Source organism: Nonomuraea sp. NPDC049504 (assembly GCF_040676845.1).
Taxonomy (GTDB): domain Bacteria; phylum Actinomycetota; class Actinomycetes; order Streptosporangiales; family Streptosporangiaceae; genus Nonomuraea; species Nonomuraea salmonea.
The window spans coordinates 118,174-141,480 of sequence record NZ_JBFAPT010000019.1; the positions used below are offsets into that span (position 1 = coordinate 118,174).

The window sequence follows — 23,307 nt, forward strand, 5'->3', positions numbered from 1 at the left end:
CCACCCCGCTCACGAACGAGGCTCGATGATCCGCGTACTGCTCGCCGACGACCAGACCCTGGTACGCGCCGGGTTCCGGTCCATACTCAGCGACGAGGACGACATCGAGGTGGTGGCCGAGGCCGCCACCGGCGCCCAGGCGATCGACGGAGCCCGCGAGCACCGGCCCGACGTGGTGCTCATGGACATCCGCATGCCCGAGCTCGACGGCCTGGAGGCCACCCGCCGCATCGCCGGCGACCAGGCGCTCGGCGACGCCAAGGTGATCATCCTGACCACGTTCGACCTGGACGACTACGTCTACGGGGCGCTGCGCGCGGGCGCGAGCGGCTTCCTGGTGAAGGACACCGAGCCGGCCGAGCTGATCCACGCCGTCCGGGTGGTGGCGCGGGGCGACGCCCTCATCGCGCCGTCGATCACCCGGCGGCTCATCGCCGAGTTCGCCGGCCGGGTCAAGCGCCCCGACCCCGGCCCCGAGCTCAACGCGCTCACCGAGCGGGAGCGCGAGGTCATGACGCTGGTGGCGGGCGGCCTGTCCAACGACGAGATCGCGGCCCGGCTCGTGGTCAGCCCCGCCACCGCGAAGACGCACGTCAGCCGCATCCTCACCAAGCTCGGCGTGCGCGACAGGGCGCAGCTCGTGGTCATCGCGTACGAGGCCGGCATGATCACCCCGGGCTGGCTTACTCCCTGAGGCGTACGCCGGCGGCCGCCTGTCATCCCAGGAGGTACGCCGGCTGCCCGCCGTGGACGGACGCGGCGGGCGATGCCGCGGGCGGAGGCTCGACGGCATGGACACCCTCGACCTCGCCCGCCTGCAGTTCGCGCTCACCGCGGGCGCGCACTTCCTGTTCGTCGCGCTGACGCTCGGCCTCGCGACCCTGCTCGCGGTCGTGCAGACCACGGCGACGATCTCGGGCAAGGACGTCCACCTGCGGATGACCCGGTTCTGGGGCCAGCTCTACATCATCAACTACGCGATGGGCATCGTCACCGGGCTGGTGATGGAGTTCCAGCTCGGGCTGTCGTGGAGCGGGCTGACGAACTACGCGGGTGACGTGTTCGGCTCGGCGCTGGCGATCGAGACGCTGGTGGCGTTCTTCGTCGAGTCCACGTTCCTGGGCCTGTGGATCTTCGGCTGGAACAAGCTGAACCGGTGGGCGCACCTGGCGCTCATCTGGGTGGTGACGCTCACCGCGTACGCGTCGGCGTTCTGGATCCTGGTCGCCAACGGTTTCCTGCAGAATCCGGTGGGCCACGTGGTGGAGGGCGGACGGCTGCGGCTGACCGACTTCGGCGCGATGGTGGCCAACCCGGCGGCGCAGGCGGCGTTCTGGCACGTGCTGGTGGGCGGGCTGATCGTCGGCGGGTTCTTCATGGCGGGGGTGAGCGCCTACCACCTGCGCCGCCGCACCCCCGAGTGGGAGCTGTTCCGCAAGTCGCTGCGCATCGGGATCGGCGTCGCGCTGCCCGCGACCTTCCTCAACGCCGTCATCGGCGGCATCTCGTTCCAGACGCTGCAGCCCGCGAAGTCCGCCGCCTGGTCGGGCGACGCGGACCGGCTGGCCGCATTCCAGGCGGAGCTGGTCGCCAGGCTCGGGCCCGGCGACTACTTGCCGGACGTCGGCTGGGTCCGGGCGGGCGGCCTGGTGATGATCATGCTGTGGCTGCTCATGATGGCGGTGGCGGGCCCGAGCTTCCTGCTCATGCTCATCCAGCCCGCCGTCTACCGGTTCCGGTTGTGGCACTGGGTGCTGACGCTGATGATCCCGGTGCCGTTCGTGGCCATGCTGGGCGGCTGGGTCTTCCGCGAGATGGGCCGCCAGCCGTGGGTCGTGTACGGGCTGCTGAGCACGTCGGAGGCCATGTCGCCGGTCACAAGGGCACAGGCGATGTTCTCCGTGCTCGCCTTCGCCACGGTCTTCGCGGTGCTGATCGCGGTCAACACCTGGCTGCTGGCCAGGCACGCCCGTCGCGGCCCCGGCGCGGTGGCGCTGGGCGACCGGCCGGTCGAGACGCCCGTCCCCGTCCCCTCGTTCTAGGAGCCCCCCGCACATGGAGATCTTCGTACTGGCCTTCTTCGCGCTCGGTTACCTCGTGCTGGCCGGTGCCGACATCGGGGTCGGGATGGCGCTGCCGTACCTGGGCAGGACGCCGGGCGAGCGGCGCGAGGTGATCGCCGCGATCGCGCCGTTCTTCCTCGGCAACGAGGTGTGGCTGGTGGCCACGGCCGGGGTGCTGGCCGGGCTGTTCCCCCGGCTGGAGGGCGAGCTGCTGCACGGCAACTATGGGATGGTGGTGACGCTGCTGCTCGCGTGGGTGGTGCGCGACATGGGGCTGTGGCTGCGCGGGCGGGTGCCCGGGGCGCGCTGGCAGGCGTTCTGGGACGGCGCCATCGTGGCGGGGAGCTGGGGGCTGGCGGTCAGCCTCGGCGTGATCCTGTCCGGGGTGCTGCTCGGCATCGAGGGGCCGGTCGCGCTGCTGCCCGCGCTGGTGGTCGCCGCGCTGTTCTGCGCGCACGGGCTGGCGTTCGCGGCGCTGCGGCTGCGCGGCGAGCTGCGCGGGCGAGCGGCCGTGACCTCGGGCGGGGCCGGCGAGGCACGTACGTACGCGCTCACGTCCGCGGCGCTGCTGGTCGTGGGGATGCTGGCCGGGTTCCGGCTGCCGCTGGAGCCCGGCACGTCGGGGCCGCTGCTGGTGCCGATCGTCCTCACCCTGCTCCCGTTCCTGGTGGCGGCGCAGGCATGGGTGTGGTGGACGTTCCGGCACCGGGTCAGCGGGCCCTCCTACCTCTAGAACAGCGGCTGGCCGTCCCTGGTCAGCTTCCAGTTGGAGGCGGCGAAGTCGGCCGGGTCGATGGTGCCCTGCGCGGTGGCGTACTCGATGAGCGCCTGCCTGATCTCCACCTGCGCGTTGTAGACCACCTCGGCGCCGGTGACGTGCGGGAAGCCGCCGCCGCCCGACTGGCGGTAGTTGTTGATCGCGACCACGAACTCCTTGTCGTCCGGCACCGGCGCGCCGTCGTAGGTCAGGTTCGCGACGCGCCGGCCGACCGGCTTGGCGACGTCGATGTCGTACGAGACGCCGGAGAGCTGGTCGTAGTTGTAGTCGGGGGTGTTGCCGGCGTTGGTGAGCTTGGAGACGTCCACCGGGTCGCCAGGCGCGAGCTGGTTGAAGTACTTGGCGCTGTACTCCAGGTACTCCTTGATCTGCGCGCCGGTCAGTTTCACGGCCATCAGCGTGTTGTCGTAGACGTACAGACCGGCGACGTCCCTGACCCGCACGTCACCGGCGGGGAAGACGGCGCTGCGGCTGAACGGCGCGGCGATCGACAGCACCGGCAGCGTGCTGTCGGGCAGCGCCTGCTTCACGGTCTCGACCTGCACGTGCTGGATGTAGTCGAGGATCGGCGTGTCCTTGTACGGCGACTCGGCCGCCGACAGCTCCTGCGCCGACTGCGCGACGACCTTGTTGACGTAGCCGATCGTGGTCTCGTGCTGCGGCTTCAGCAGATTGACGATCTTCGGGTCCTCGGCGACGGTGTTCGTGTTGAGCGTGGTGGCCGACTTGCCGGTGACCACCCACTTGCCGCGCTGCTTGGCGAGCTCGAAGTCCAGCACCGACAGGCGCTGGCCCCACTTGCTCGGCTCGCTGAGCAGCACCTGCTGCCCGGTGACCTTGTTCGTCACGAACTTCTCCGGCACCTCGTTGTGCGCGTGCCCGAACAGCACCGCGTCCACGCCCGGCACCTGCTCGGCCACCATCGCGGAGGCGTTCTCGACCGGCAGCGCGTCGCCGTAGGAGGACATGCCGTCGTCGCCCGCGTGCGCGGTCACGACGACCACGTCCGCGCCCTGGCCGCGGATGATCGGCACCCACTTCTTGGCCGAGTCGACCAGGTCGGTGAAGCGGAGCTTGCCCTCGACGTTCGCCTTGTCCCAGATGGCCACGCCGGGGTTGGTGAGGCCGAGCACGCCCACCTTGATCGGCTTGTCGCCCTTGACCTTCATCGTCTTGATGACGAACGGCTTGTACGCCGGCAGCCCGGTCTTGGCGTGCACCGCGTTCGCGCCCAGCACGGGCGCCTTCATCTGCTTGATCCAGGTGGCCAGCAGCGGCAGGCCGTAGTTGAACTCGTGGTTGCCCAGGGTCACGGCGTCGTAGCCGATGGCGTTCATGGCCTTGGCCATCGGGTGGATCACGCCGGTCGTGGTGATCGGCTCGACCTTGGCGTAGTAGTAGGCCAGCGGCGTGCCCTGGATGGTGTCACCCGAGTCGAACAGCAGCGTACGATCCGCTCCCCGCTCGGCTCTGACCTTGTTGACCAGGGAGGACACCTTCGCGAGACCGATGGAGTTGCCCTGGCTGTCGGTGTAGGCGGCGTCCTTGAAGTAGTCCCAGTTGAGCGTGTTCCCGTGGGTGTCGGACGTGCCCATGACCGTGACCGTGACCGTCTTGGCCGGTTTCGCGGCCTGCGCGGGGGGTGCCACCAGGACCAGCGCGCTGAGCGCGGCGGTTCCGGCGATGGCGAGTCGTGAGGTCTGCATGGTTGGCGAGGGTAACTGGGATGAATCACCCGTTGGTCTCATTGGTGACGAAATTCCTGATCAGCCGGGTGACCTCCTCCGGGCGCTCGTGCAGGACCACGTGACCGCTGTCGAGTTCGGCGTACGCACTGCCCGGGATGGCCGCGTGCAGCGCGCGGGAGTGCTCGACCGGGATCAGGTAGTCCTTGGCCGCCCCGACGACCAGGGTCGGCGCGGTGATCTTCGGCAGCGCGTCCCTGACGTCCACCCGCAGGGCCAGGTCGATCTGGCGCAGGGCGCCGCGCGGCGGGTCCCCCGCCATCAGGGTCTTCACGCCGACCTCGCTGACGAACCCGGGGCTGAAGGCCATGAGCGGCCCGTACGCGGCATAGCTCTCCGGGTCGGTGTCCGCCAGCCTGGCCCACGTACGCAGGCCCAGCTCAAGGCGGGAGTCGGCGAGGTGGGTCCAGCCCGCGATCAGCACCAGCCGCCTGACCAGCTCCGGCCGCTGGGCCGCGATGGTGACCGCGACCGCCGAGCCCAGCGAGAACCCGACCAGGTCCGACGGCCCCTCGAAGGTGGCGGCGACCTGGCCGGCGAGCAGGTCGAGGGTGAGGTCGCCGCCGTGGTCGAAGGTCCGGCCGCTGCCGGCGTAGTCGGGGGCGATGACGGTACGGATGTCGGACAGGCCGGGCATGAGGTGGGCGTAGTTGCTCTCCGCGTCGCCGGACGCGCCGTGCACCAGCACCAGGCCGGGCCCGCTGCCCTCCTTGCGGTAGTGGACGTCTCCCAGGGCGTGAGCGGCTACAGGCATGCGAACGTCTCCTTGCTTTAGTGATCGCTACAGAAAAATAGCATAGCGACCGCTATAGAATTGCCGCATGGCCAGACGGCGAGCATTCGACAGGGACGAGGCGCTGGAGAGCGCGCTGCGCACGTTCTGGCAGCACGGCTACGAGGCCACCTCCGTCGCCACGCTGACGACCGCGATGGGCATCAACCCGCCCAGCCTGTACGCCGCCTTCGGCGACAAACGCCGCCTGTTCGAGGAGGCCGTCCAGCGCTACCAGGAGACCTACGGCGCCTTCGCCGCCCGCGCCCTGACCGAGGAGCCCACCGCCCGCGAGGCCGTCCAGCGCGTGCTGCGCGACGCGGCCGGCGAATACTCCCGCCCCGAACACCCGCACGGCTGCATGATCATCAGTGCCGCCGTCAACTGCGAGTCGGCCGAGGTGGTCGAGCTGCTGCGCGGGTTCAGGGAGGCGACCAAGGCGGCGATCAAGCAGCGCATCGACGACGACGTCAGCGCGGGCCGCCTGCCGCCCGGCACCGACGCGGACGGGCTCGCCACCTTCTACGCCGCGATCATCCAGGGCATGTCCACCCAGGCCCGCGACGGCGCCTCCCTCCGCGAGCTGCTCGCGGTCGCCGACCGCGCCATGGCCGCCTGGCCGGCCGTCACCGCGACTTGACCGAGGCGTCCTCGGGCGAGACCTCGGGTTCCGAGGCGCGCAGCCAGCGGCAGCCGTACGGGTCGAGCGTCAGGCGTACGACGCCGTCGTCCGGCACCTCCAGCGTGCCGTCCACCAGCAGGTCCGTCAGCCGGCAGCGCTCCAGGCCCTCCAGGTGCAGCTCCACGTCCTGCGCCGCGTCCGACAGGTTGTGCAGGACCACCACCGTGGCGCCGTCGGCGTCGCAGCGGTGCGCCAGCACGGCGTCGGGGCCGCCGTCCAGCACCGTGTACGCGCCCCACGCCAGCTCGGGGCACTCCCGGTAGCGCTCGATGAGGAGCTGGAACCAGCGCAGTAACGAGCCGGGGTCCCGCTTCTGCGCCGCCACGTTGACGTGCGCGGGGCCGAACTCGCCCTCGGCCATCGGGCGCACCGGCTCGGCCCTGCTGAAGCCGCCGCCCTGCGACCACTGCATGGGCAGGCGGACCGCCATGCGGCCCTCCTCCGCGAGGTTCTCCCCCATGCCGATCTCCTCACCGTAGAAGATCACCGGCGTGCTGGGCAGCGAGAACAGCAGGCTGTACGCCATCTTCACGCGCCGCTCGTCCCCGCCGAACATCGGCGGCAGCCTCCTGCGCAGGCCGCGTCCGAAGATCTGCATGTCCTCGTCAGGCCCGAACGCCGCGAAGACCTCCTGCCGCTCGCCGTCGGTGAGCTTGTCGAGCGTCAGCTCGTCGTGGTTGCGCAGGAACATCGCCCACTGGCAGTCCTTCGGCGGCTCCGGCCGCTCGCGCAGCGCCGCCGCCAGCGGCCGCGCGTCGCCGCGCGCCATCGACAGCCACGCCTTCTGCATGCCGACGAAGTCGAAGCACATGGTGAGCTGGTCGCCCAGGCCGTCGCCGAAGTACGCCATCAGCTCCTTGTAGGCCAGGTTCACCTCGCCGAGCAGAACCGACCCGCCCATGCGCCGCGTCATGAACCCCCGCAGGTCCGCCAGGAACTCGTGCGGGTCCGCCAGCTCGGGATCGACGTTGTCGATGAGGAACGGCACCGCGTCCACCCTGAACCCCGACAGCCCCAGCTCCATCCAGAAGCCGAGTATGCGGGTGATCTCGTCCCTGACCTGCGGGTTGCTCACGTTGAGGTCGGGCTGGTGCCGGTAGAAGCTGTGCAGGTAGTACTGGCCGGTGCGCTCGTCGTACTCCCAGACGCTGTCCTCCTTGTCGGGGAAGACGACCTGGTCCGGCTCCGGCTCGGGGGTGTCCTTCCAGACGTACCAGTCGCGCAGCGGCGACTCCCGGCTCGACCGCGACTCCACGAACCACGGATGCTGGTCGGAGGTGTGGTTGACGACCAGGTCCGCGATCACGCGCAGGCCCCGGTCGTGCGCCGTGCGCATGAACTCCACGAAGTCGCCCAGCGTGCCGAGGCGGGGATCGACCGTGTAGAAGTCGGTGATGTCGTAACCGTCGTCCTTGTTGGGGGTCGGGAAGAACGGCATGAGCCACAGGCACGTCACGCCCAGGCCCGCGAGGTAGTCGATGTGCTGTGTCAGGCCGCGGAAGTCGCCCACGCCGTCGTCGTTGCCGTCCTTGAACGTCTCCACGTCCAGGCAGTAGACGACGGCGTTCTTCCACCACACGTCGGAGGTGTACGTCAGTCGCATCCGGCTCCGCTACCCAGCGCGTCCGCCGTCACGCGAGCGTGCGTACGGCGTCCTCCACGAGCTGCCAGAACGCCGGAACGTCCACGCCGGTGGCCACGTTCGCGTTGGGCGGGCGGTTGAGCTTGCCCAGCAGGTCGACGCAGGTCGCGCCCGAGGTCTCCGTGCCGTGCAGCTCGACGTCCACGCGGGTGCGGACCGTCGTCACCAGCCCCGGCCTGGCCACCAGGGCCACCGCCACCGGGTCGTGCAGCGGGCCGTCCGGCATGCCCTGGTCGGTCTCGTACGTGGAGTTGAAGAAGTTGAGCAGCTCCACCCCGAACGCCGCCGTCCTGTTGCCCACCGCCTCGATCCGCGCGATCACCTCTTGGGTGGCGAGGACCTGGTGGGTGACGTTCAGCCCGACCATCGTGAACGGCACGCCCGTGCCCAGCACGATCGCCACCGCCTCGGGGTCGGTCCAGGCGTTGAACTCGGCGTACGGGGTGACGTTCCCCCTGCCCGTCGAGCCGCCCATCCAGACCACCTCCCTGATCATCGGGAGGCGGTCGGGGCAGGTGCGGGCGAACATCGCCACATTCGTCAGCGGCCCGGTCGCCACGATCGTCACCGGCTCGCCGGCGGCGTCGAGCGTGTCCCTGATCAGCTCGATCGCCGAGCGCGCGTCGGCCTCCACCGTGGGCTTCGGCAGCTCCGGCCCGCCCAGCGCGTTGTCCCCATGGATCCACTCGGCCGGTTTCAGCAGCCGCACCATGGGGCTGTCGGCGCCCGGCGCGACCGGCACCCCCTCGATGCCCGCCAGGCTGATCACCACCCTGGCGTTGTAGGTGGTGTGGTAGAGCCGGCCGTTGCCACCGACGGTGGTGACGGCCCGCAGATCGATCGCGGGGTCTCCGGCCGCCAGCCAGATCGCGAAGGCGTCGTCGTGCCCGGGGTCGCAGTCCAGGATCACGGGTGTCGGCATCGCCCCATGCTAGGCCCGCGGGCCCGGTCCGCCCAGGGGAACGGCGAGGTCAGCGGGCGGGCGTGGCGGCCTGCCTGGCCCTGAGCGCGATCTCCAGCTCGAAGCGGATGTCGGGGTCGGCGAGCTGGTCGCCGTACAGCTCTTCGAGCTGCCGAAGCCGGTAACGCACGGTCTGCGGATGTACGTGCAACGTCGCCGCCACCTCACCGGCGCCCCTGCCATGCCGCAACCAGGCGAGCAGCGTCTCGGCCAGCCGATCCTGCTGCGCCGGCCGCAGATGAGCGAGCGGCGCGAGCCGCGCCTGAGCCAGCGCCCTGACCAGCTCCTCATCCTTGAACAACACCAGCGTCGCCATGTGATCGGCACACCGCAGCAACCCACCGGGCAGCACACCCCGCCGCGACAACTCCAGCGCCTCTGAGGCCCACCGCAGCGACGTCCCCGCCGCCATCGGGGGCACCGCGGGCCCGACCGCAGCCCTGCACCCCCGCAGGACCCGCTCGATCACCTCCCCCTTCCCCTCGGGCTCCGGCACGAGGAGACACGGCACGCCCCGCTCAAGCCCCACCAACACATCAGCCGGCAACCCCCCACAAGCAGCCCACCGCACCAGGACATCCCGCCGTCGAGGGTGACCGTCCTTTTGATGAGGGGGGAAGGGGGCGGAGCCGGTCGCATCCGGACCCGCGAAGCGGGCCTGGCTCGCAGTGGCGGCGTTGCCGCTGCTCCGGGCCGCGAAAGGAGCGGTGCTCGTAGCGGTGGGGTGGGTGGGGGCGAGGGCTATGCAGGTGACGGTGGTGGGGAGGGGCCAGGCGGCGGCTTGGGCGGCGGTGCTCAGGGCCTCCGGAGAGGGGGATGGGTCGTTCAGGAGGAGGTTCAGGAGGTAGGCGCGGTGGCGGGTCAGGGCGTCAGGGCCGTGCGCCTTGGCCGTCTCGTAGCCTTCCGTGGCGGCTTGGGCGAGGTCGTCCAAGTAGGTGAAGACCGTCTCGCCCAGGTCGTGCAGGCATTCCGGGGGGAGCCCGAGGTCGGTGAGGCGGCGCCAGCCCACGCGGGCCCCGAGCCGTAAGGCCGACTGGAGGGGCTCCAGGGTGCGGCCCTCGGCGGCCTCGGCCCGGCCGATCTGCCGGAACGGCTCGGGGTCCCACGCCGCGCCGGGCCGCTCGACGCGATCGACGAAACCTTCGACGGCCTGCTCCACCGCCGTCCTGACGACCTTGGTGCAGAGCTCGTCCGAGGGCCGGGCGTACTCCGGGATGCGGGCCTGGATCTCCGCGGTCAGCTCGTCAGAGATCCGCCCGATGCCCGATCTGAGCGCGCGCACGGCGTCCCGGCGGCTGCCGCTGGTGTCACTCGTGTTGGCCATCGTCCCTCCTGTCGCCATTGTGACCCAGGCAACAGGAGAATGGTAAACAAGTGCTTGTTTGTTATCACCTCTGGAGGAAAGCCCCGAACTCCTCCACGTCGATCAGCCCGTCACCGTCCTTGTCCAGCTTCCGCACCCCTTCCTGGGCGGCCTCCAGCGTCACGGGCTGGCCGAGCACGTCCATCAGCCGGACCAGCTCGTCGGCGGAGATCCGGCCGTCCTTGTCGGCGTCGATGAGGTCGAAGGTCGTCGCGTAGTCGCTCATGTGGGGGGGTCGCCCTTCCGCTTGATCCGATCGTCGGGTCAGACCTTAGTGGTGACGTGTCGCAACGCGTCGACGAATGCCATCACTTGTGGCCTGGTATCCCTTTCGCGCCAGGCAATGGCGAGTTCCCCGGGAGGCAGCCCGCTAACAGGCCGGTACGTCACCCCAGGTCGCCGGTAGAGCTCCGCGTTCCCCTCGGCCACCAGCACGACCCCGAGCCCGCTCGACACCGCCTCGAACACCGCCTCGGCCGTACCGGCGGTGACGCCGATCACCGGCGGCCCCGAACGATGCTCGACGCCGAGCCAGAAGTCACGCAGCGGCCCGGCCGCCGGAGGCAGCGCGATGAACGGCTCGTCCCGCAGCTCGTCGAACGGCACCTCCGCGAGCCCGGCCAGCCGGTGATCGGCGGGCATGGCGACCCCGCGCCGCTCGGCGACCAGCACGTACGCCCGCAGCCCCGGCGGCACCGGCAACCACAGGAACGCCACGTCCGACGACCCGTCGGCCAGCCCGCCGCTCGGGTCCTCCCAGCCGACCAGCCGCAGCGACACCTCCCACCCCGGCATCACCGAACGGAACCGCCGCAGCGCCTCCTGCTGCAGCCCTCGCCCGACGGCGGTCTGCAGGCCGATGACGAGCGTGCCGGCGGGCCCCGCGGCCCGCGCCCGCTCGACCCCTGCCGCCCACCGTTCGAGCACGTCGCGGGCCACCGGCAGCAGCTCGGCGCCCTGCCGGGTGAGCACCACCCCGCTCGGCACCCGGTCGAACAGGCGGTGGCCGAGCTGCCGTTCGAGCACCCTGAGCTGCTTGGACAGCGCGGGCTGGGAGACGAAGAGCCGCTCGGCGGCGCGGGTGACGTTCAGCTCCTCGGCGACGGCGACGAAGTACCGCAACTCGCGCAAATGAACGTCCATAACCACCGGTTATAGCAAAGGGTCTTGGACGCGCGGCCCGGCGCGGCCCCAGGATCGTCGGCATGAAGACACGCACTCTTGGAAACGGCCTGCGGGTCCCTGCGATCGGTTACGGCGCGATGGTGCTGTCACCCGGCACGTACGGCGAGGTGGACGACGCCCGCGGCGAGGCCGCGATCAGGGCGGCGCTGGACGCGGGCGGCACCCATGTGGACACCAGCGACGCCTACGGCCCCGACGGCCACAACGAGCGCCTGGTCGGCCGGGCGATCAAGGGCCGCAGGGACGAGGTGACGGTCGCGACCAAGTTCGGCCTGGCGGTGCCCGAGGGCGAGCCGAGCCGGGCCCAGCCCGTCGGCTACGCCTTCGGCGAGCTGCGCGTGAACGCCGAGCCCCGCCTCGTACGCGGCTACGCCGAGCACAGCCTGCGCAACCTGGGCATCGACGTGATCGACCTCTACTACGCCCACTATCCCGACCCCGGCGTGCCCATCGAGGAGACGGTGGGAGCGATGGCGGAGCTGGTGCGCGACGGGCTGGTGCGGCACATCGGCCTGTCCAACCTGACGGCCGCCCAGCTCAGGGCCGCGCACGCGGTGCATCCCGTGGCGGCCGTGCAGACCGAGTGGTCGATGTGGCGGCCGATCGACGCCGATCTGCTCGCCACGGCGCGCGAGCTGGGCGTCGGGATCGTCGCCTGGAGCCCGCTCGGCAACGGCTTCCTCACCGGTACGGTCACCGCCCTCGGCGAGGACGACTTCCGCCGCAACGCCCCCCGCTTCTCGGCCGAGAACCTCGCCGGCAACAACAACCGCTACGCCCCCGTACGCGACCTCGCCGTGTCGCTCGGCATCACCCCGGCCCAGCTCGCCCTGGCCTGGCTGCTGCACCAGGACGAGCACGTGGTGCCGATCCCGGGCAGCCGCACCCCCGCCCACATCGAGGAGAACCTGGCCGCCGCCGACCTCGTCCTCCACGAGGACACGCTGGCCAGGATCGACGACGCCCTCTCCCGCTTCAAGGTCACCGGCGCCACCCTCCTCTGACCGTCGGCGGCCTCTGAGTCCGGGGGCTCAGAGGCCGTCGGTGGCGAGGCGGCCTCGGACGGCCGTGGCCAGCCAGACCGTGGCGAGGGCGGCGTAGCCGGCGAGCAGGGGCACCGCGGGCTGGGCGAAGACCGCTCCGGTGGCCATGGTCAGGGCGAGGAGGGCGGACCAGACGTACAGGACCGTGCGGCGGCGGGGTGCGCCGGTGTGGGCGGCCTCCTGAACGGGGGTGACCAGCGCCATGGCGGCCACCCCTGCGGTGCCCAGCGCCTCGTGGCCGAATGCGACGCCCGCGGCGAGCAGGGCCGCGCCGACCACCACGAGCGCGAGACAGCCCGCCGCCACGCGGGCCGCCGTGCCCTCGAACAGCAGGCCGGTGGCCTTGCCCCGGGCCAGCCGCAGCGTGGTCCACGCCTCGGCCACCCACGCCACCCAGTGCAGCACCGCGAGCACGATGAAGACGGCGACGAGCGGCGGCACGACGGGCAGCAGGAAGAGCAGCCGCCAGCCGCCGGCGAACCGGCCACGGAGCCGCGACAACCACCGGTAGAGGGGGTTGCCCTGCTTGAGCGCCGCCACCAGCAGGTCCCTGGCGACGCCGTAGCCGGGGTCGAGGCGCAGCACCTCGCGGAAGGCGTCGGCGGCCTGCCGGGCCTCGCCGAACCGCAGCGACACGCGCCCATGGACGAAGTGCGCGGTCGGGCTCTCGGGATCCAGCCGTACGGCGTGCGCGGCGGCGGCCCGCGCCGGCTCCGCCTCGCCCTGGTTGACGTGAGCGAGGGCCAGCAGGCTCACCAGGTCGGTGTCCTCGGGGTCGATGGACAGCCCCTGCCGCGCCGCCCCGGCCATCAGCGGCCACTCGCCCTTGAGCATGTGGACGCGGGCCAGCAGCTCCCACGCGGGCGCGTACTGCGGTTCGAGATCCAGCGTGGTGCGGACGGCCGCCATGGCCCGATCGGCGTCGCGGGCCCGGTAGTACACCTGGGCGCCGGCGTAGTGGGAGAACCAGTGGTCGGGCGCGAGACGTACGGACTCCTCGGCCTCGGCGACCGCCTCGGCGACCCGGCGCTGCTCGACCAGGGCGAGCGCCAGCAGGGCGTGCCCGCTGAGGTGCTCAGGCTCCTGCGCGAGCAGCCCGCGCAGCTCCCGCTCGGCGTCGGCCGGGCGCCGCAGCCGCAGGAGCGTGCGCGCCCGCTCGACCGGGTCGCCGACCTTCACCACTTGCCTTTGACCCAGGGCATCAGCTCGTCCCAGGCGCCGGAGTCGTTGGCGTGCATGACGTAGTTGCGGGCGGTGGCCATCCATTCGCGTACGGCCGTCGGGCGTACGCTTTGGGCCGCCGCGAGCAGGTCGGGCGTGGACAGCGGGATCGGCCGGCCCGCGCTGATCGACTGCTGCAGCTTGGCCTCGACCGCGCGGTCCACCACGCCCTTGAGGTCGGCGCCGACGAAGTGCTCGGTCACCTTGGCCACGGCGTCGAAGTCCATCTCCGCGAGCGGCTTGTCCCTACACAGGATGCGCAGGATGGCGGCGCGGGCGGCGGCGTCGGGCGGGGGCACGAACACCGGCTGGTCGAGCCGGCCCGGGCGGCGGAAGGCGGCGTCGACGTACCAGGGGGCGTTGGTGGCGGCCAGCACCAGGACGCCCTCGTTGGCGTTCTGGTCCACGCCGTCCAGCTCGGCCAGGAACTGGTTGACGAGCTGCCTGGTGTGCGCCTGGCGCATGTCGGAGCGGCGGGCGGCGAGCGCGTCCACCTCGTCGAAGAACAGCACGCACGGCCGGTTGCGGCGGGCGAGGTCGAAGGTGGCGTGCAGGTTGCGCTCGCTGGAGCCGATGTACATGTCGAGGATGTCGGCGAGGCCCACGTTGACGAACGCCGCGCCCAGCTCGCCCGCCGCCGCCCTGGCGAGGTGGGTCTTGCCGGCGCCGGGCGGGCCGTACAGCAGGACGCCGCCGCCCGCGCGCTTGCCGAACGCGGCGAACAGGTCGGGCTGCTGGATCGGCAGCAGCAGCTTGACCCGCAGCGCCTCCTTGACCGCCTCCATGCCGGCCACGTCGGCGAACGTCAGCCCGGAGCTCTGCACCTCGGCGTTGCTCTGGGGCGCGAGCGGCGAGCCAGGCTGCGGGGTGACCAACGCGGGCCCGTGCGGGACGGGTGGCTGGGGGACGGGTGGCTGGGGGACGGGGGGCGGCGCGGGCGGCGGGTTGAGCCGGGCGGCGAACTCGGGGTCGGCCAGCGCGGGATCCCGGGAGATCGCCTCGAAATACCGGTACGCGGCCCGCCCCAGATCGCCCTCACCGGCCAGCGCCCTGGCCGCGAGCACCCCGGCCCTGGGCGGGTAGCCGGGCTCGGCGAGCAGCGGTTCGAGCGCGGCCAGCGCGGAGCCGTACGCGCTCTGCCGGACGAACGCCTCGGCCAGACCGGTGATGATCTCGGGGTTCTTGGGCGAGAGCACGAGCGCCGCCCTGAACTCGGCCTCCGCGTCGGCGAGGTAGCCCTTGGCCAGGAGCTGCCCGGCGAGGTGCTGGCGGAGCGGCAGGTTGTCCGGGGACAGGCGGGCCGCCTCGCGGAGTGCCTGCAGGCCGGCGTCGTCAGGCACGTGCCGTTCCCTTCTGTCGCGAGTGTTCGGTCGAGTAGGCAAGATACCGAACTGCCCGCGAAAGGCCAGGAACGGGCGAGGCCGGGCGCCCCTGGGAAGGGGCGTCCGGCCTCGGAGAGCGTGAGGTCAGGCGGCGTGCAGGTACACCTGGCCGAACACCTCGGACAGGTGCTTCAGGTCGGTGGCCTGGTCGACCTCGGGGTTGGCCGGGTCGTAGAGGGTGGCCAGCCGGGGCTTGACGGAGCCGAGCTTCTTGAGCCGCTCCCAGGTGGCGTTGTCGGCCCACTGCTCGCCGTACGCCCGCTTGATCTGGCCCTTGTCGTCCTGCCAGCGGGTCCACAGGGTGACGGTCTCGGCGGCGTCGTTCTGCAGCGGGGTCGCGACGCGCTCGGAGATGACCTGGTCGATCTGCTCGTCCTTGAGCTGGCCGCCGGCGAGGGTGGCGTCCTCGGCCGCGATCTGGGCGTAGGCGTCCCAGGCGCGGGCGCGGACCTGGATCCACTGGTTGCGCTGGGCCTCGTTCGCGTCGATCTGCCACTCGGCGTACTGGCTGGCGAGGTGGCCGTCGTCGAGGGCGAGCTGGTCGATGTAGCCCTTGCTGAGCCAGGCGCCGATGCGCTCGGGGTCGAGCAGCGGGTACTTCTCGGTCATCGCGGTCTTGCAGGCGTCGTTCGCGCCGCAGCCGAGCAGCGGCACCACCGTGTGCGCGGCCAGCTTCTTGCCGGGCAGCAGCGTGCGCAGCGTGGTCGCGGCCTCGCTGACGAAGGTGTCCAGCTCCTCGGCGGTGCTGAAGGTCTGGTTGTAGCCGAGCTGCGAGGTGAACCGCACGCCCACGACGCCGGGCTGCGCGACGGCCAGCGCGGCGATCTTCTTGGCGGCCTCGGCGAGCTTGCCCGCCTTGTAGTCGTCGGCCAGCTCGGTGTCGATCCAGACGCGCATCGTGGTCTGGACGGCGGCCTGCGCGGCCTGGCCGGCCGGGGTGGCCTTGGCGGCGCTCTTCTCGGCGGCGCTGATGCCCGTCGGGTCGACGTAGCACTGCTCGCCGTTCTGGCACTCGGGGGTGCCACCGTCCTCGGCGCCCGGCACGTCGGGGTCGCCGACGTCGTGCATCTCGCCGTCACCCTCGCCGTCGGTCGGGCACTGGGCGCCCGGCTCCTGGCAGTCGATGGTGATGGGGTTCATGGGGCCGGCGTCGATCATGTTCTGGCCGTCGTCGTTGAGCCAGAACCTCGCGATGTCGGCGGCCTCGTCGGGCTTGGCCAGCCAGGTGCAGACGACGTACGCCGGGGTGTCGGCGGCCATCAGGTCGTTGCAGCTGCGGTCGTCGTCCTCCGACCACGCGGGAACGCCGATGCCGAGGAGCGAAAGGGTGAGTCCGATGATGAAGACCTGCCGTAGCCGCCGTCTCATGGCACCTTACTTCCAGGGGGTGATCGTGGGCATATCGCACACTATCCGGACGATCAACAACGTTCAATGAGATCAGCGGCGTTCTTCCCCCATTTCTCCACGGCCTGTAACCATCGCTGTCGACGCCGTACACCGGCCTTTAATCCCGCGACAGAGCCGGTGAACTGCGGCAGAATGGCGGAGTTTGGCATAAAGCGGGGGGTTGAGTGGCGTGCATTCCTTTCTCGGCGATCTCGGACTGCTCCGTGACCGCCGCTTCTCCCTGTTGCTGACCGCCAGGACCATTTCCATGCTGGGCAGCTCGTTCGCGCCCGTCGCGCTGGCGTTCGGCGTGCTGAACCTGCCCGGCGCCACCGCCACGACCCTGTCGGTGGTGCTCACCGCTCAGTCGCTGCCGATGATCCTGTTCATGCTGATCGGTGGCGTGATCGCGGACCGCCTCCCGCGCCAGCGGGTGATGATGGCCGGCGAGTTCCTGCTCGCGACCGGCTATCTCGGGCTGGCGGTCATGCTGCTCACCGGCTGGACCCCGCTGGGCGCGCTGGCCGCCGCCGCCGCGCTCGCCGGGGTGGCCAGCGCGGTGACGTACCCCGCGCTGACCGGGATCATCCCCGAGGTCGTCCCCGCCGACCGGCTGCAGACCGGCAACGCGCTGCTCGGCCTCGGCGCCAACGCCTCCCGCGTGGCGGGGGCGGTGCTCGGCGGCGCCACGGTCGTGCTGTTCGGCGGCGGCTGGGCGCTGGCGGTGAGCGGAGCGATGTTCGCGGTGGCCGGGCTGCTGATCGCCAACCTGCGGCTCACGCCCGGCGAGCGGGCCCGCCAGGAGGCCCACTCGGTGCTGGCCGACCTGCGCGACGGCTGGCGGGAGTTCCGCTCGCGGCAGTGGATCTGGGTGGTGGTCGCGCAGTTCTCGCTGCTGGTCATGGCCGTGCAGGCCGGGCACGGCGTGCTCGGGCCGCTGATGGCCAAGGAGTCGCTGGGCGGGCCCGCCGCCTGGTCGGCGTTCCTGACCGGCGAGGCCGTGGGGACGATCGTCGGCGTGCTGGTCTCGCTGCGGGTGCGCCCGCGCCGGCCCATCCTCGTCGCGGTGCTGCTCTGCCTGCCGACCGCCCTGCCTTACGTGACGCTCGGGGTCGGCGCGCCGCTCTGGGCGATCGTGGGCGCGGCCTTCGTGCTCGGCGTCTGCTTCGACGTGTTCGGCGTGCTGTGGCAGACGACGATGCAGCGCGAGGTGCCGCCCGAGGCGCTGTCGCGGGTCAGCTCGTACGACGTGCTCGGCTCGCTGATGTTCGGCCCGATCGGGCTGCTGCTCGCCGGGCCCGCGGCGGCGGTGTTCGGCACCCAGCAGGCGCTGCTGGGGTGCGCGGCCCTCGTCCTGCTCTCGACGCTGGCCGCGCTGCTCTCACCGGGCGTGCGCAACCTGCGCGCGCCTCAGCCGGCCGCTCCGGTCGCCCAGGCGTGACCCCTCACCAGGTCTGGCCGCTCGTCCGCAGGCCGCGGCTCGGCGTGCGCGGGTGGTCGCCGAAACGCGGCTCCGGCTCGTACGCGCCGTCCAGCACGCCCGCCACGTAACCGGCCCACGCGGGGCCGTGCTTGAACCCGTGCCCCGAGTCGCCGCCCAGCACCCACACGCCGGGCGAGACCTCGGCCAGCAGCCACTCGGCGTCGGGGGTCAGCGCGTACTGGCAGACCTGGGTGAACAGCACCGGCAGCTCGGCCAGGCTCGGGAAGCGGCGGCGCAGGTAGCCGCGGGCCTGCTCGACGCTGCCGGGGTCCACGACGCGCGGGCCGTGCTCGGGCTCGTACGGCGGCCCCTCGGCGTCGGAGGTGGCCTTCATGCCCACGCCGTCCACGTCGCCGTGCCCGTACGCGGAGGCGCCGTGGTCCACCCAGGCCGGCGTCTCGGGCAGCGACCACTGCGGCGGCGCGGCGAAGTGCAGCGTGTCCTGCTTGGTCACGGTGATCGGCAGCCCGTCGAACAGCTCGGGCAGCCACCCGCCGCACGCCCAGACCACCCGGTCGGCGTGGTGGATCTCGCCCTCGATCTCGACCGCGCACCCGTACGGCGCCTCGTCCCCGGCCACCGGCACCGCCCGCGCCCTGACCAGCCGCACCCCGGCGGCCTGCGCCAGCGCGGCGGTGACCTGGGTGGCCCGCCTGGCGCGCAGCACGCCCGCGTTCGGCTCCCAGAGCAGGAAGCTGAGGTCGTCGCCGCGGAAGTCGGGGAAGAAGCGACGGCCGTCGGCGGGGTCGAGCACCTCACACTCGATGTCCAGATTTTTCAGGACCTGGGCGCTGGCGTGCTCCCACCCGTCCGGCTTCCTGGCGAACCACAGCATGCCCGACTCGACGTACAGGTCCTCGCCGGCCCGCTCGCCCAGTCGCAGCCAGCCCTCCCTGGCCTGCCAGGCGAGGCGCGCGTACCAGTCGTCGTCGCCGTGCGAGCAGCGCAGCAGCCGCGTCTCGCCCGCGCTGGCCTGCCGTACGTGCCCCGGCCTGTGCTGCTCCACCAGCGTCACCTGCCAGCCGGTTTCGGCCAGCCGCAACGCCAAGGACGACCCCCAAATACCGGATCCGACCACAATGACCGATTTCATGCCTCCACGGTGACCGCAAACCGCAGCCCCCGCAAGAGGGTCAGACGATGATCAGCCGGACGACCACGCCCGCGCAGTTGCCCGCCACGCAGATGCGTACGGGCACCTCGGAGATGCCCGCCGCGGCCGGGACGCCGCCCACGTGGCCGTCGGGCCCGATGGCCACGCCCGCGGGCACCTTGTCCTGGTCGGTGACGGTGAAGGTGGGCACCACGCCGCTCGGGCCGCCGTTGACGCCGATCTCGCCGTCGAGCGGCGTGCCGGCCCGGCCGGGGAAGGTCAGCTCGCGCGGCTCCCACGGGACGTTCGCCAGCACCACGAGCGTCAGGCTCTCCTCCTGGCAGGAGCCGTCGGAGCAGACGCCCACGCGGACGGCGTAGGTGCCGGGGCGCTCGGGCCTGCCGGACAGCCGGCCGCTGCCGTCCACGCGGACGCCGGAGGCGAGGTACGCGGGCCGGAACGTGACGCCCTTGACCCGGGGCAGCAGCGTCTGGCTGACCTCGATGCCCTGCGTGACGTAGAAGGTGTCCTCGACCAGGCTCGGGCTCGCGGGGGCGGTGAGCGAGGCCTGGTTGACCAGGGTCGCGGTGAACGGCGGCATGGCAGGCGACAGCACGCACAGCGCCATCCCGGCAAGCAGGAGAACCCACCATTGCCGCATGTTTACCCCCCGGCTCTTCCCTGCCCTTACGTACCCCTCCAGCAGGGCGGCGTCACCACTGGATAATCGGTCGTATGGCCGCAGAATCCGCTCAGACCCTCGAACGCGGGCTCCGCCTGCTGCGCCTGCTCGCCGACGGGAAGGGCGGGCGCACGCCGACCGAGCTGAGCGGCGAGCTGTCGCTGAGCAGGCCCGTCGTCTACCGCCTGCTGACGACGCTGCAGGGCGAGGGCTTCGTGCGCAGGGACGCCGAGGGCCGGGTGCACCTCGGATTCGGGGTGCTGGCGCTGGCCCAGGCCGTGCAGCCGCTGCTGCGCGCGGCGGCCACGCCCACGCTGCGGCGGCTGGCCGAGCAGGTGGGCGCGACCGCGCACCTGACCGTGGCCGAGGGCGACGACGGCCTGGCCGTGGCGGTCGTGGAGCCGTCGTGGACCGACATGCACGTGGCCTACCGGGAGGGCTCGCGCCATCCGCTGGGCAGAAGCGCGGCGGGGCAGGCCATCCTGGCGCTGCGCCAGGGCAGGCACGACTACTTCGTCACGGAGGGGCAGTTGCAGGAAGGGGCGCGTGGCGTCGCCGCGCCGGTCACCGGGCTGCCGTGGCTGGAGGCGTCGGTGGGGGTGGTGACGTTCGGGCCGCTGGAGGAGTCCACGGGACCGCGCGTGGTTGCGGCCGCCGCCGAGCTGGCTGCTGAGTTGAGTTGACTTCTCCAGGCCCATGGCGGACGGTGGTTCCAGATAGAGGACACTTCCGTCCGATAATCGGACAGCAGTGGAGGGGTGAATGCCGTACTACCGCGTTGTGGGAGAGGTGCCGCGAAAACGGCACGTGCAGTTCAGACGGCCGGACGGCGGCCTCTACGCCGAAGAGCTGATGGGCGAGGAGGGCTTCTCGTCCGACTCCTCCCTGCTCTACCACCGCCACCTGCCGACCGCCATCGTCAAGGCCGACGCCGTCACCCCGGCCCTGGAGCCGACACTGCGGCCCAACCTGCCGCTCTCGCCCCGCCACTTCCGCACTCAGGAGCTGGCCAGTGCGGGCGACCTCGTCACCGGGCGCATGATGCTGGCGGGCAACGCCGACGTCCGGTTGTCGTACGCCACCAGCGACCGGCCGAGCGAGCTCTACCGCAACTCCATGGGCGACGAATGCGTGTACGTGCAGCGGGGACGGGTCCGCTTCGAGTCCACGTACGGCGTGATCGAGGCCGGCGAGGGCGACTACGTGATCGTCCCGACCGGCACCATCCACCGCTGGGTGCCCGACGGGCAGGTCAACGTGCTGGCCATCGAGGCGTCCGGGCACATCAGGCCGCCCAAGCGCTACCTGTCGCAGTACGGCCAGTTCCTTGAGCACGCCCCCTACTGCGAGCGCGACCTGCGCGCGCCCACCGAGCCGCACATCGTCTCGGGCGAGGAGGTGCCGGTGCTGGTCCGCACGCGGGGCGGGCTGACCAGGCTGGTCTACCGCCACCACCCGTTCGACGTGGTCGGCTGGGACGGCTACCTCTACCCGTACGCGTTCAACATCGAGGACTTCGAGCCGATCGTGAAGAAGACGCACGCGCCACCGCCCGTGCACCAGACCTTCGAGGGGCCCGGGTTCGTGGTGTGCTCGTTCTGTCCCCGGCCGCTCGACTATCACCCGGAGGCGGTTCCGATCCCGTACAACCATCACAACGTGGACTCCGACGAGTTCATGTTCTACGTGGGCGGCGACTACTCCGCGCGGGCCGGCTCCGGCATCGACGTCGGGTCGATCTCGCTGCATCCCGCCGGGTTCACCCATGGGCCGCAGCCCGGCGCCGTGGAGGCGGTGATCGACGCCGTCTCGCGTGGCGTCACCGTGACGAGCGAGATGGCCGTCATGGTCGACACGTTCCGCCCGCTCGACCTCGGACAGGGCGCTCTGTCCTGCGAGGACCCCGGATACGCCTGGACCTGGGCACGATGAAGCTCTACGCCGCACTCGTCGACGACGCCGGACTGTTCCCGCCGTCGTCCCTGCACATGACCGAGGCGCTGGCCCGCAACCGGCGCGACCTTGAGCACGGCAGCGACGTGCTCACCCACCGTTTCCTCTGCCCGGCCAGCCGGCTCGACCGGCTGCGCGGCGCCGACTACCGGCCGCGCCGCATCGGGCTCATCGCCGACACCGCCGACCTGCCCGACTTCGGCGACCTGCCGGTGGACTTCGTCGAGACGAAGCTGCCGCCCGACAGCACGATCGAGGCGCTGGCCGACCGGCTCGGGCTGCCGGAAGGCGTGCGGCTGTTCGCCGAGGTGCCCGCGCACAAGACCGCAGGTGACCTGCCACCCGGCACCGGGCTCAAGGTGCGCTGCGGCGGCGCGGCGGCCGAGGACTTCCCGCCGGTCGAGCACCTCGCGCAGTTCATCAAGTCGTGCGCGGACAACGGCATCCCGTTCAAGGCGACGGCCGGGCTGCACCACGCCGTACGCCACTTCGACCCCTCGCTCGGCGTCGACCGCCACGGCTTCCTCAACCTGCTGCTGGCCGTCTGCGAGGCCGTCGAGGGCCGCGACCCGACGCCCGTGCTGCGCTCCACCGACGTCGGCCGCCTCGTGCAGATGGCCCACGCGGTGTCCGACGAGACGGCCGCCCGCGCCAGGCGGCTGCTGGTCAGCTACGGCTCCTGCAACACCACCGCGCCGCTCGACGACCTGTGCGCGCTCGGACTGATCGAGGAGGAGGATCGGTGAGCTGGGGTGTGGACAACCTGCCCTACGGGGTCTTCTCCTGCCCGGGAGAGCGGCCCAGGGTCGGCGTCAGGTACGGCGACAAGGTGCTCGACCTGGCTCCCGCGCTGCACGACGAGGTGTTCGCGGCGCCCTCGCTCAACCCGTTCATGGCGCGGGGCCGCGCGGCCTGGCACGCCACCAGGGAGCTGATCCGCAACAAGCTGACCACCGACCTGTCCGTCACCGAGGCCCACCTGATCCCGCTCGACCAGGTGCGCCTGCACCTGCCGTTCGAGGTGGCCGACTACGTCGACTTCTACTGCTCGATCGAGCACGCGAGCGCCATCGGCCAGATCTTCCGCCCCGGCCAGGAGCCGCTGCAGCCCAACTGGCGGCACCTGCCGGTCGGCTACCACGGCAGGGCGGGCACGGTGGTGGTGTCGGGCACGCCGGTCAGGCGGCCGAGCGGGCAGCTCGGCCCCGGCAGGTTCGGGCCGTGCGAGAAGCTCGACATCGAGGCGGAGCTGGGGTTCGTGGTCGGCGTGCCGACCGTGCCAGGCGAGCCGGCGGGGTCGTTCGACGAGCACGTGTTCGGGGTGACGCTGGTCAACGACTGGAGCGCGCGTGACATCCAGGCGTGGGAGTACGTCCCGCTGGGTCCCTTCCTGGCCAAGTCGTTCGCCACGTCGATCTCGCCCTGGGTGACGCCGCTGGAGGCGCTGCCGCGCGTCCCCGGGCGGGCCCAGGACCCCGAGCCCGCCCCCTACCTGCGCCGCCAGGCGGACTGGGGGCTGGACATCACCCTGGAGGTGCTGCTCAACGGCGAGGTGATCTCCCGGCCGCCCTACGCGGGGATGTACTGGACGCCCGACCAGATGCTCGCGCACATGACGGTGAACGGGGCCACGCTGCGGACGGGCGACCTGTTCGCCAGCGGCACGATCTCCGGCCCCGAGCGCGACCAGCGGGGCTCGCTCATGGAGCTGACCTGGAACGGAACCGACCCGATCAAGCTGCGGGGCGGCGAGACGCGTGCGTTCCTCCAGGACGGCGACACGGTCACGATCAGGGCCGCCGCCGGCGGGGTGACCTTGGGGGAGGTTTCCGGAACTGTCGGATAAGTGACTCGACGTGCTTGCACAGTG

At 71.7% G+C, this 23,307-nt stretch carries 22 protein-coding genes; 10 read left to right on the forward strand and 12 right to left on the reverse strand.

Features of this window, described 5'->3' with window-relative positions; all coding sequences use genetic code 11:
• The first annotated feature begins 25 nt into the window (after positions 1 to 25).
• The 3 genes from AB0K28_RS31985 (at position 26) to AB0K28_RS31995 (ending at position 2,796) form a co-directional block, all read left to right on the forward strand.
• A complete protein-coding gene (locus tag AB0K28_RS31985) occupies positions 26 to 694 on the forward strand; it encodes a response regulator transcription factor (RefSeq protein ID WP_345391025.1) in 669 nt (222 codons plus the stop codon).
• A 97-nt stretch (positions 695 to 791) separates the two neighbouring features.
• Entirely contained in the window at positions 792 to 2,042 is a 1,251-nt protein-coding gene (locus AB0K28_RS31990) for a cytochrome ubiquinol oxidase subunit I (RefSeq protein WP_364377379.1), read from the forward strand.
• Positions 2,043 to 2,055: 13 nt separating this feature from the next.
• Complete coding sequence (locus tag AB0K28_RS31995; protein ID WP_345391034.1) at positions 2,056 to 2,796, forward strand: cytochrome d ubiquinol oxidase subunit II; 741 nt, start codon at positions 2,056 to 2,058, stop codon at positions 2,794 to 2,796.
• On the opposite strand, the gene AB0K28_RS32000 is transcribed toward AB0K28_RS31995, so the two are convergent.
• Both AB0K28_RS32000 and AB0K28_RS32005 read right to left on the reverse strand, forming a co-directional pair.
• Positions 2,793 to 4,547: a 5'-nucleotidase C-terminal domain-containing protein gene (locus AB0K28_RS32000; RefSeq protein ID WP_345391037.1), complete on the reverse strand. Its 1,755-nt coding sequence runs from the start codon at positions 4,545 to 4,547 to the stop codon at positions 2,793 to 2,795. The two genes, AB0K28_RS31995 and AB0K28_RS32000, sit on opposite strands and share 4 nt — an antisense overlap.
• A 25-nt stretch (positions 4,548 to 4,572) precedes the next feature.
• The gene (locus tag AB0K28_RS32005; RefSeq protein ID WP_364377382.1) at positions 4,573 to 5,340 is read right to left on the reverse strand and encodes an alpha/beta hydrolase; all 768 of its coding nucleotides are present in this window, start codon (positions 5,338 to 5,340) and stop codon (positions 4,573 to 4,575) included.
• A 67-nt stretch (positions 5,341 to 5,407) separates the two neighbouring features.
• Between AB0K28_RS32005 and AB0K28_RS32010 the strand changes: the two genes are divergently transcribed.
• Entirely contained in the window at positions 5,408 to 5,998 is a 591-nt protein-coding gene (locus AB0K28_RS32010; RefSeq protein WP_345391040.1) for a TetR/AcrR family transcriptional regulator, read from the forward strand.
• Here the strand turns inward: AB0K28_RS32010 and AB0K28_RS32015 are convergent.
• The 5 genes from AB0K28_RS32015 to AB0K28_RS32035 form a co-directional block, all read right to left on the reverse strand.
• Positions 5,985 to 7,643: an alpha-amylase family protein gene (locus AB0K28_RS32015; protein WP_364377384.1), complete on the reverse strand. Its 1,659-nt coding sequence runs from the start codon at positions 7,641 to 7,643 to the stop codon at positions 5,985 to 5,987. The two genes, AB0K28_RS32010 and AB0K28_RS32015, sit on opposite strands and share 14 nt — an antisense overlap.
• A 28-nt stretch (positions 7,644 to 7,671) precedes the next feature.
• Positions 7,672 to 8,604 (reverse strand): nucleoside hydrolase, encoded by a 933-nt coding sequence (locus AB0K28_RS32020; RefSeq protein WP_345391049.1) that lies wholly within the window; start codon positions 8,602 to 8,604, stop codon positions 7,672 to 7,674.
• A 49-nt stretch (positions 8,605 to 8,653) separates the two neighbouring features.
• Complete coding sequence (locus AB0K28_RS32025) at positions 8,654 to 9,967, reverse strand: helix-turn-helix domain-containing protein (protein WP_364377386.1); 1,314 nt, start codon at positions 9,965 to 9,967, stop codon at positions 8,654 to 8,656.
• Positions 9,968 to 10,031: 64 nt separating this feature from the next.
• Positions 10,032 to 10,232, reverse strand: coding sequence for an EF-hand domain-containing protein (locus AB0K28_RS32030; protein WP_345391058.1), 201 nt, complete (start codon positions 10,230 to 10,232; stop codon positions 10,032 to 10,034).
• A gap of 38 nt (positions 10,233 to 10,270) precedes the next feature.
• Entirely contained in the window at positions 10,271 to 11,149 is an 879-nt protein-coding gene (locus AB0K28_RS32035; protein WP_364377388.1) for a LysR substrate-binding domain-containing protein, read from the reverse strand.
• Positions 11,150 to 11,211: 62 nt separating this feature from the next.
• On the opposite strand from AB0K28_RS32035, the gene AB0K28_RS32040 reads away from it, so the two are divergent.
• Positions 11,212 to 12,195 (forward strand): aldo/keto reductase, encoded by a 984-nt coding sequence (locus tag AB0K28_RS32040; RefSeq protein WP_364377390.1) that lies wholly within the window; start codon positions 11,212 to 11,214, stop codon positions 12,193 to 12,195.
• A 27-nt stretch (positions 12,196 to 12,222) separates the two neighbouring features.
• Here the strand turns inward: AB0K28_RS32040 and AB0K28_RS32045 are convergent, their stop codons facing one another.
• The 3 genes from AB0K28_RS32045 to AB0K28_RS32055 form a co-directional block, all read right to left on the reverse strand.
• On the reverse strand, positions 12,223 to 13,416 hold the full coding sequence (locus AB0K28_RS32045) for a tetratricopeptide repeat protein (RefSeq protein ID WP_345391067.1): 1,194 nt from the start codon (positions 13,414 to 13,416) through the stop codon (positions 12,223 to 12,225).
• Positions 13,410 to 14,795 carry an ATP-binding protein gene (locus tag AB0K28_RS32050; RefSeq protein WP_364377392.1) on the reverse strand — a complete coding sequence of 462 codons (1,386 nt, stop codon included), beginning with the start codon at positions 14,793 to 14,795 and terminating at the stop codon, positions 13,410 to 13,412. The genes AB0K28_RS32045 and AB0K28_RS32050 overlap by 7 nt, the downstream gene beginning before the upstream one ends.
• 126 nt (positions 14,796 to 14,921) lie before the next feature.
• A complete protein-coding gene (locus AB0K28_RS32055) occupies positions 14,922 to 16,205 on the reverse strand; it encodes a hypothetical protein (RefSeq protein WP_364377394.1) in 1,284 nt (427 codons plus the stop codon).
• A gap of 211 nt (positions 16,206 to 16,416) precedes the next feature.
• Here AB0K28_RS32055 and AB0K28_RS32060 point away from each other — a divergent pair, with 211 nt between their 5' ends.
• On the forward strand, positions 16,417 to 17,667 hold the full coding sequence (locus tag AB0K28_RS32060) for an MFS transporter (protein WP_364377396.1): 1,251 nt from the start codon (positions 16,417 to 16,419) through the stop codon (positions 17,665 to 17,667).
• 4 nt (positions 17,668 to 17,671) lie between these two features.
• Here AB0K28_RS32060 and AB0K28_RS32065 read toward each other — a convergent pair whose 3' ends face one another.
• Positions 17,672 to 18,802, reverse strand: coding sequence for an FAD-dependent oxidoreductase (locus AB0K28_RS32065; protein ID WP_364377398.1), 1,131 nt, complete (start codon positions 18,800 to 18,802; stop codon positions 17,672 to 17,674).
• Positions 18,803 to 18,842: 40 nt separating this feature from the next.
• Positions 18,843 to 19,463, reverse strand: a complete 621-nt coding sequence (locus tag AB0K28_RS32070; RefSeq protein ID WP_364377400.1) for a hypothetical protein — start codon at positions 19,461 to 19,463, stop codon at positions 18,843 to 18,845.
• A gap of 74 nt (positions 19,464 to 19,537) precedes the next feature.
• On the opposite strand from AB0K28_RS32070, the gene AB0K28_RS32075 reads away from it, so the two are divergent.
• The 4 genes from AB0K28_RS32075 (at position 19,538) to fahA (ending at position 23,283) form a co-directional block, all read left to right on the forward strand.
• The gene (locus AB0K28_RS32075) at positions 19,538 to 20,167 is read left to right on the forward strand and encodes a helix-turn-helix domain-containing protein (RefSeq protein WP_364377402.1); all 630 of its coding nucleotides are present in this window, start codon (positions 19,538 to 19,540) and stop codon (positions 20,165 to 20,167) included.
• 79 nt (positions 20,168 to 20,246) lie between these two features.
• Positions 20,247 to 21,416, forward strand: coding sequence for a homogentisate 1,2-dioxygenase domain-containing protein (locus AB0K28_RS32080; RefSeq protein ID WP_364377404.1), 1,170 nt, complete (start codon positions 20,247 to 20,249; stop codon positions 21,414 to 21,416).
• Positions 21,413 to 22,183, forward strand: coding sequence for a hypothetical protein (locus AB0K28_RS32085; protein ID WP_345391091.1), 771 nt, complete (start codon positions 21,413 to 21,415; stop codon positions 22,181 to 22,183). Before AB0K28_RS32080 ends, AB0K28_RS32085 begins: the two co-directional genes overlap by 4 nt.
• Positions 22,180 to 23,283 carry a fumarylacetoacetase gene (gene fahA / locus AB0K28_RS32090; RefSeq protein WP_364377407.1) on the forward strand — a complete coding sequence of 368 codons (1,104 nt, stop codon included), beginning with the start codon at positions 22,180 to 22,182 and terminating at the stop codon, positions 23,281 to 23,283. Before AB0K28_RS32085 ends, fahA begins: the two co-directional genes overlap by 4 nt.
• Positions 23,284 to 23,307 lie beyond the last annotated feature (24 nt).

Bases quoted from the DNA above. Each gene is read 5' to 3' on its own strand.
- AB0K28_RS31985 (WP_345391025.1), top strand. From the start codon at position 26: ATGATCCGCGTACTGCTCGCCGACGACCAGACCCTGGTACGCGCCGGG.
- AB0K28_RS31990 (WP_364377379.1), top strand. From the start codon at position 792: ATGGACACCCTCGACCTCGCCCGCCTGCAGTTCGCGCTCACCGCGGGC.
- AB0K28_RS31995 (WP_345391034.1), top strand. From the start codon at position 2,056: ATGGAGATCTTCGTACTGGCCTTCTTCGCGCTCGGTTACCTCGTGCTG.
- AB0K28_RS32000 (WP_345391037.1), bottom strand. From the start codon at position 4,547: ATGCAGACCTCACGACTCGCCATCGCCGGAACCGCCGCGCTCAGCGCG.
- AB0K28_RS32005 (WP_364377382.1), bottom strand. From the start codon at position 5,340: ATGCCTGTAGCCGCTCACGCCCTGGGAGACGTCCACTACCGCAAGGAG.
- AB0K28_RS32010 (WP_345391040.1), top strand. From the start codon at position 5,408: ATGGCCAGACGGCGAGCATTCGACAGGGACGAGGCGCTGGAGAGCGCG.
- AB0K28_RS32015 (WP_364377384.1), bottom strand. From the start codon at position 7,643: ATGCGACTGACGTACACCTCCGACGTGTGGTGGAAGAACGCCGTCGTC.
- AB0K28_RS32020 (WP_345391049.1), bottom strand. From the start codon at position 8,604: ATGCCGACACCCGTGATCCTGGACTGCGACCCCGGGCACGACGACGCC.
- AB0K28_RS32025 (WP_364377386.1), bottom strand. From the start codon at position 9,967: ATGGCCAACACGAGTGACACCAGCGGCAGCCGCCGGGACGCCGTGCGC.
- AB0K28_RS32030 (WP_345391058.1), bottom strand. From the start codon at position 10,232: ATGAGCGACTACGCGACGACCTTCGACCTCATCGACGCCGACAAGGAC.
- AB0K28_RS32035 (WP_364377388.1), bottom strand. From the start codon at position 11,149: ATGGACGTTCATTTGCGCGAGTTGCGGTACTTCGTCGCCGTCGCCGAG.
- AB0K28_RS32040 (WP_364377390.1), top strand. From the start codon at position 11,212: ATGAAGACACGCACTCTTGGAAACGGCCTGCGGGTCCCTGCGATCGGT.
- AB0K28_RS32055 (WP_364377394.1), bottom strand. From the start codon at position 16,205: ATGAGACGGCGGCTACGGCAGGTCTTCATCATCGGACTCACCCTTTCG.
- AB0K28_RS32065 (WP_364377398.1), bottom strand. From the start codon at position 18,802: ATGAAATCGGTCATTGTGGTCGGATCCGGTATTTGGGGGTCGTCCTTG.
- AB0K28_RS32070 (WP_364377400.1), bottom strand. From the start codon at position 19,463: ATGCGGCAATGGTGGGTTCTCCTGCTTGCCGGGATGGCGCTGTGCGTG.
- AB0K28_RS32075 (WP_364377402.1), top strand. From the start codon at position 19,538: ATGGCCGCAGAATCCGCTCAGACCCTCGAACGCGGGCTCCGCCTGCTG.
- AB0K28_RS32080 (WP_364377404.1), top strand. From the start codon at position 20,247: ATGCCGTACTACCGCGTTGTGGGAGAGGTGCCGCGAAAACGGCACGTG.
- AB0K28_RS32085 (WP_345391091.1), top strand. From the start codon at position 21,413: ATGAAGCTCTACGCCGCACTCGTCGACGACGCCGGACTGTTCCCGCCG.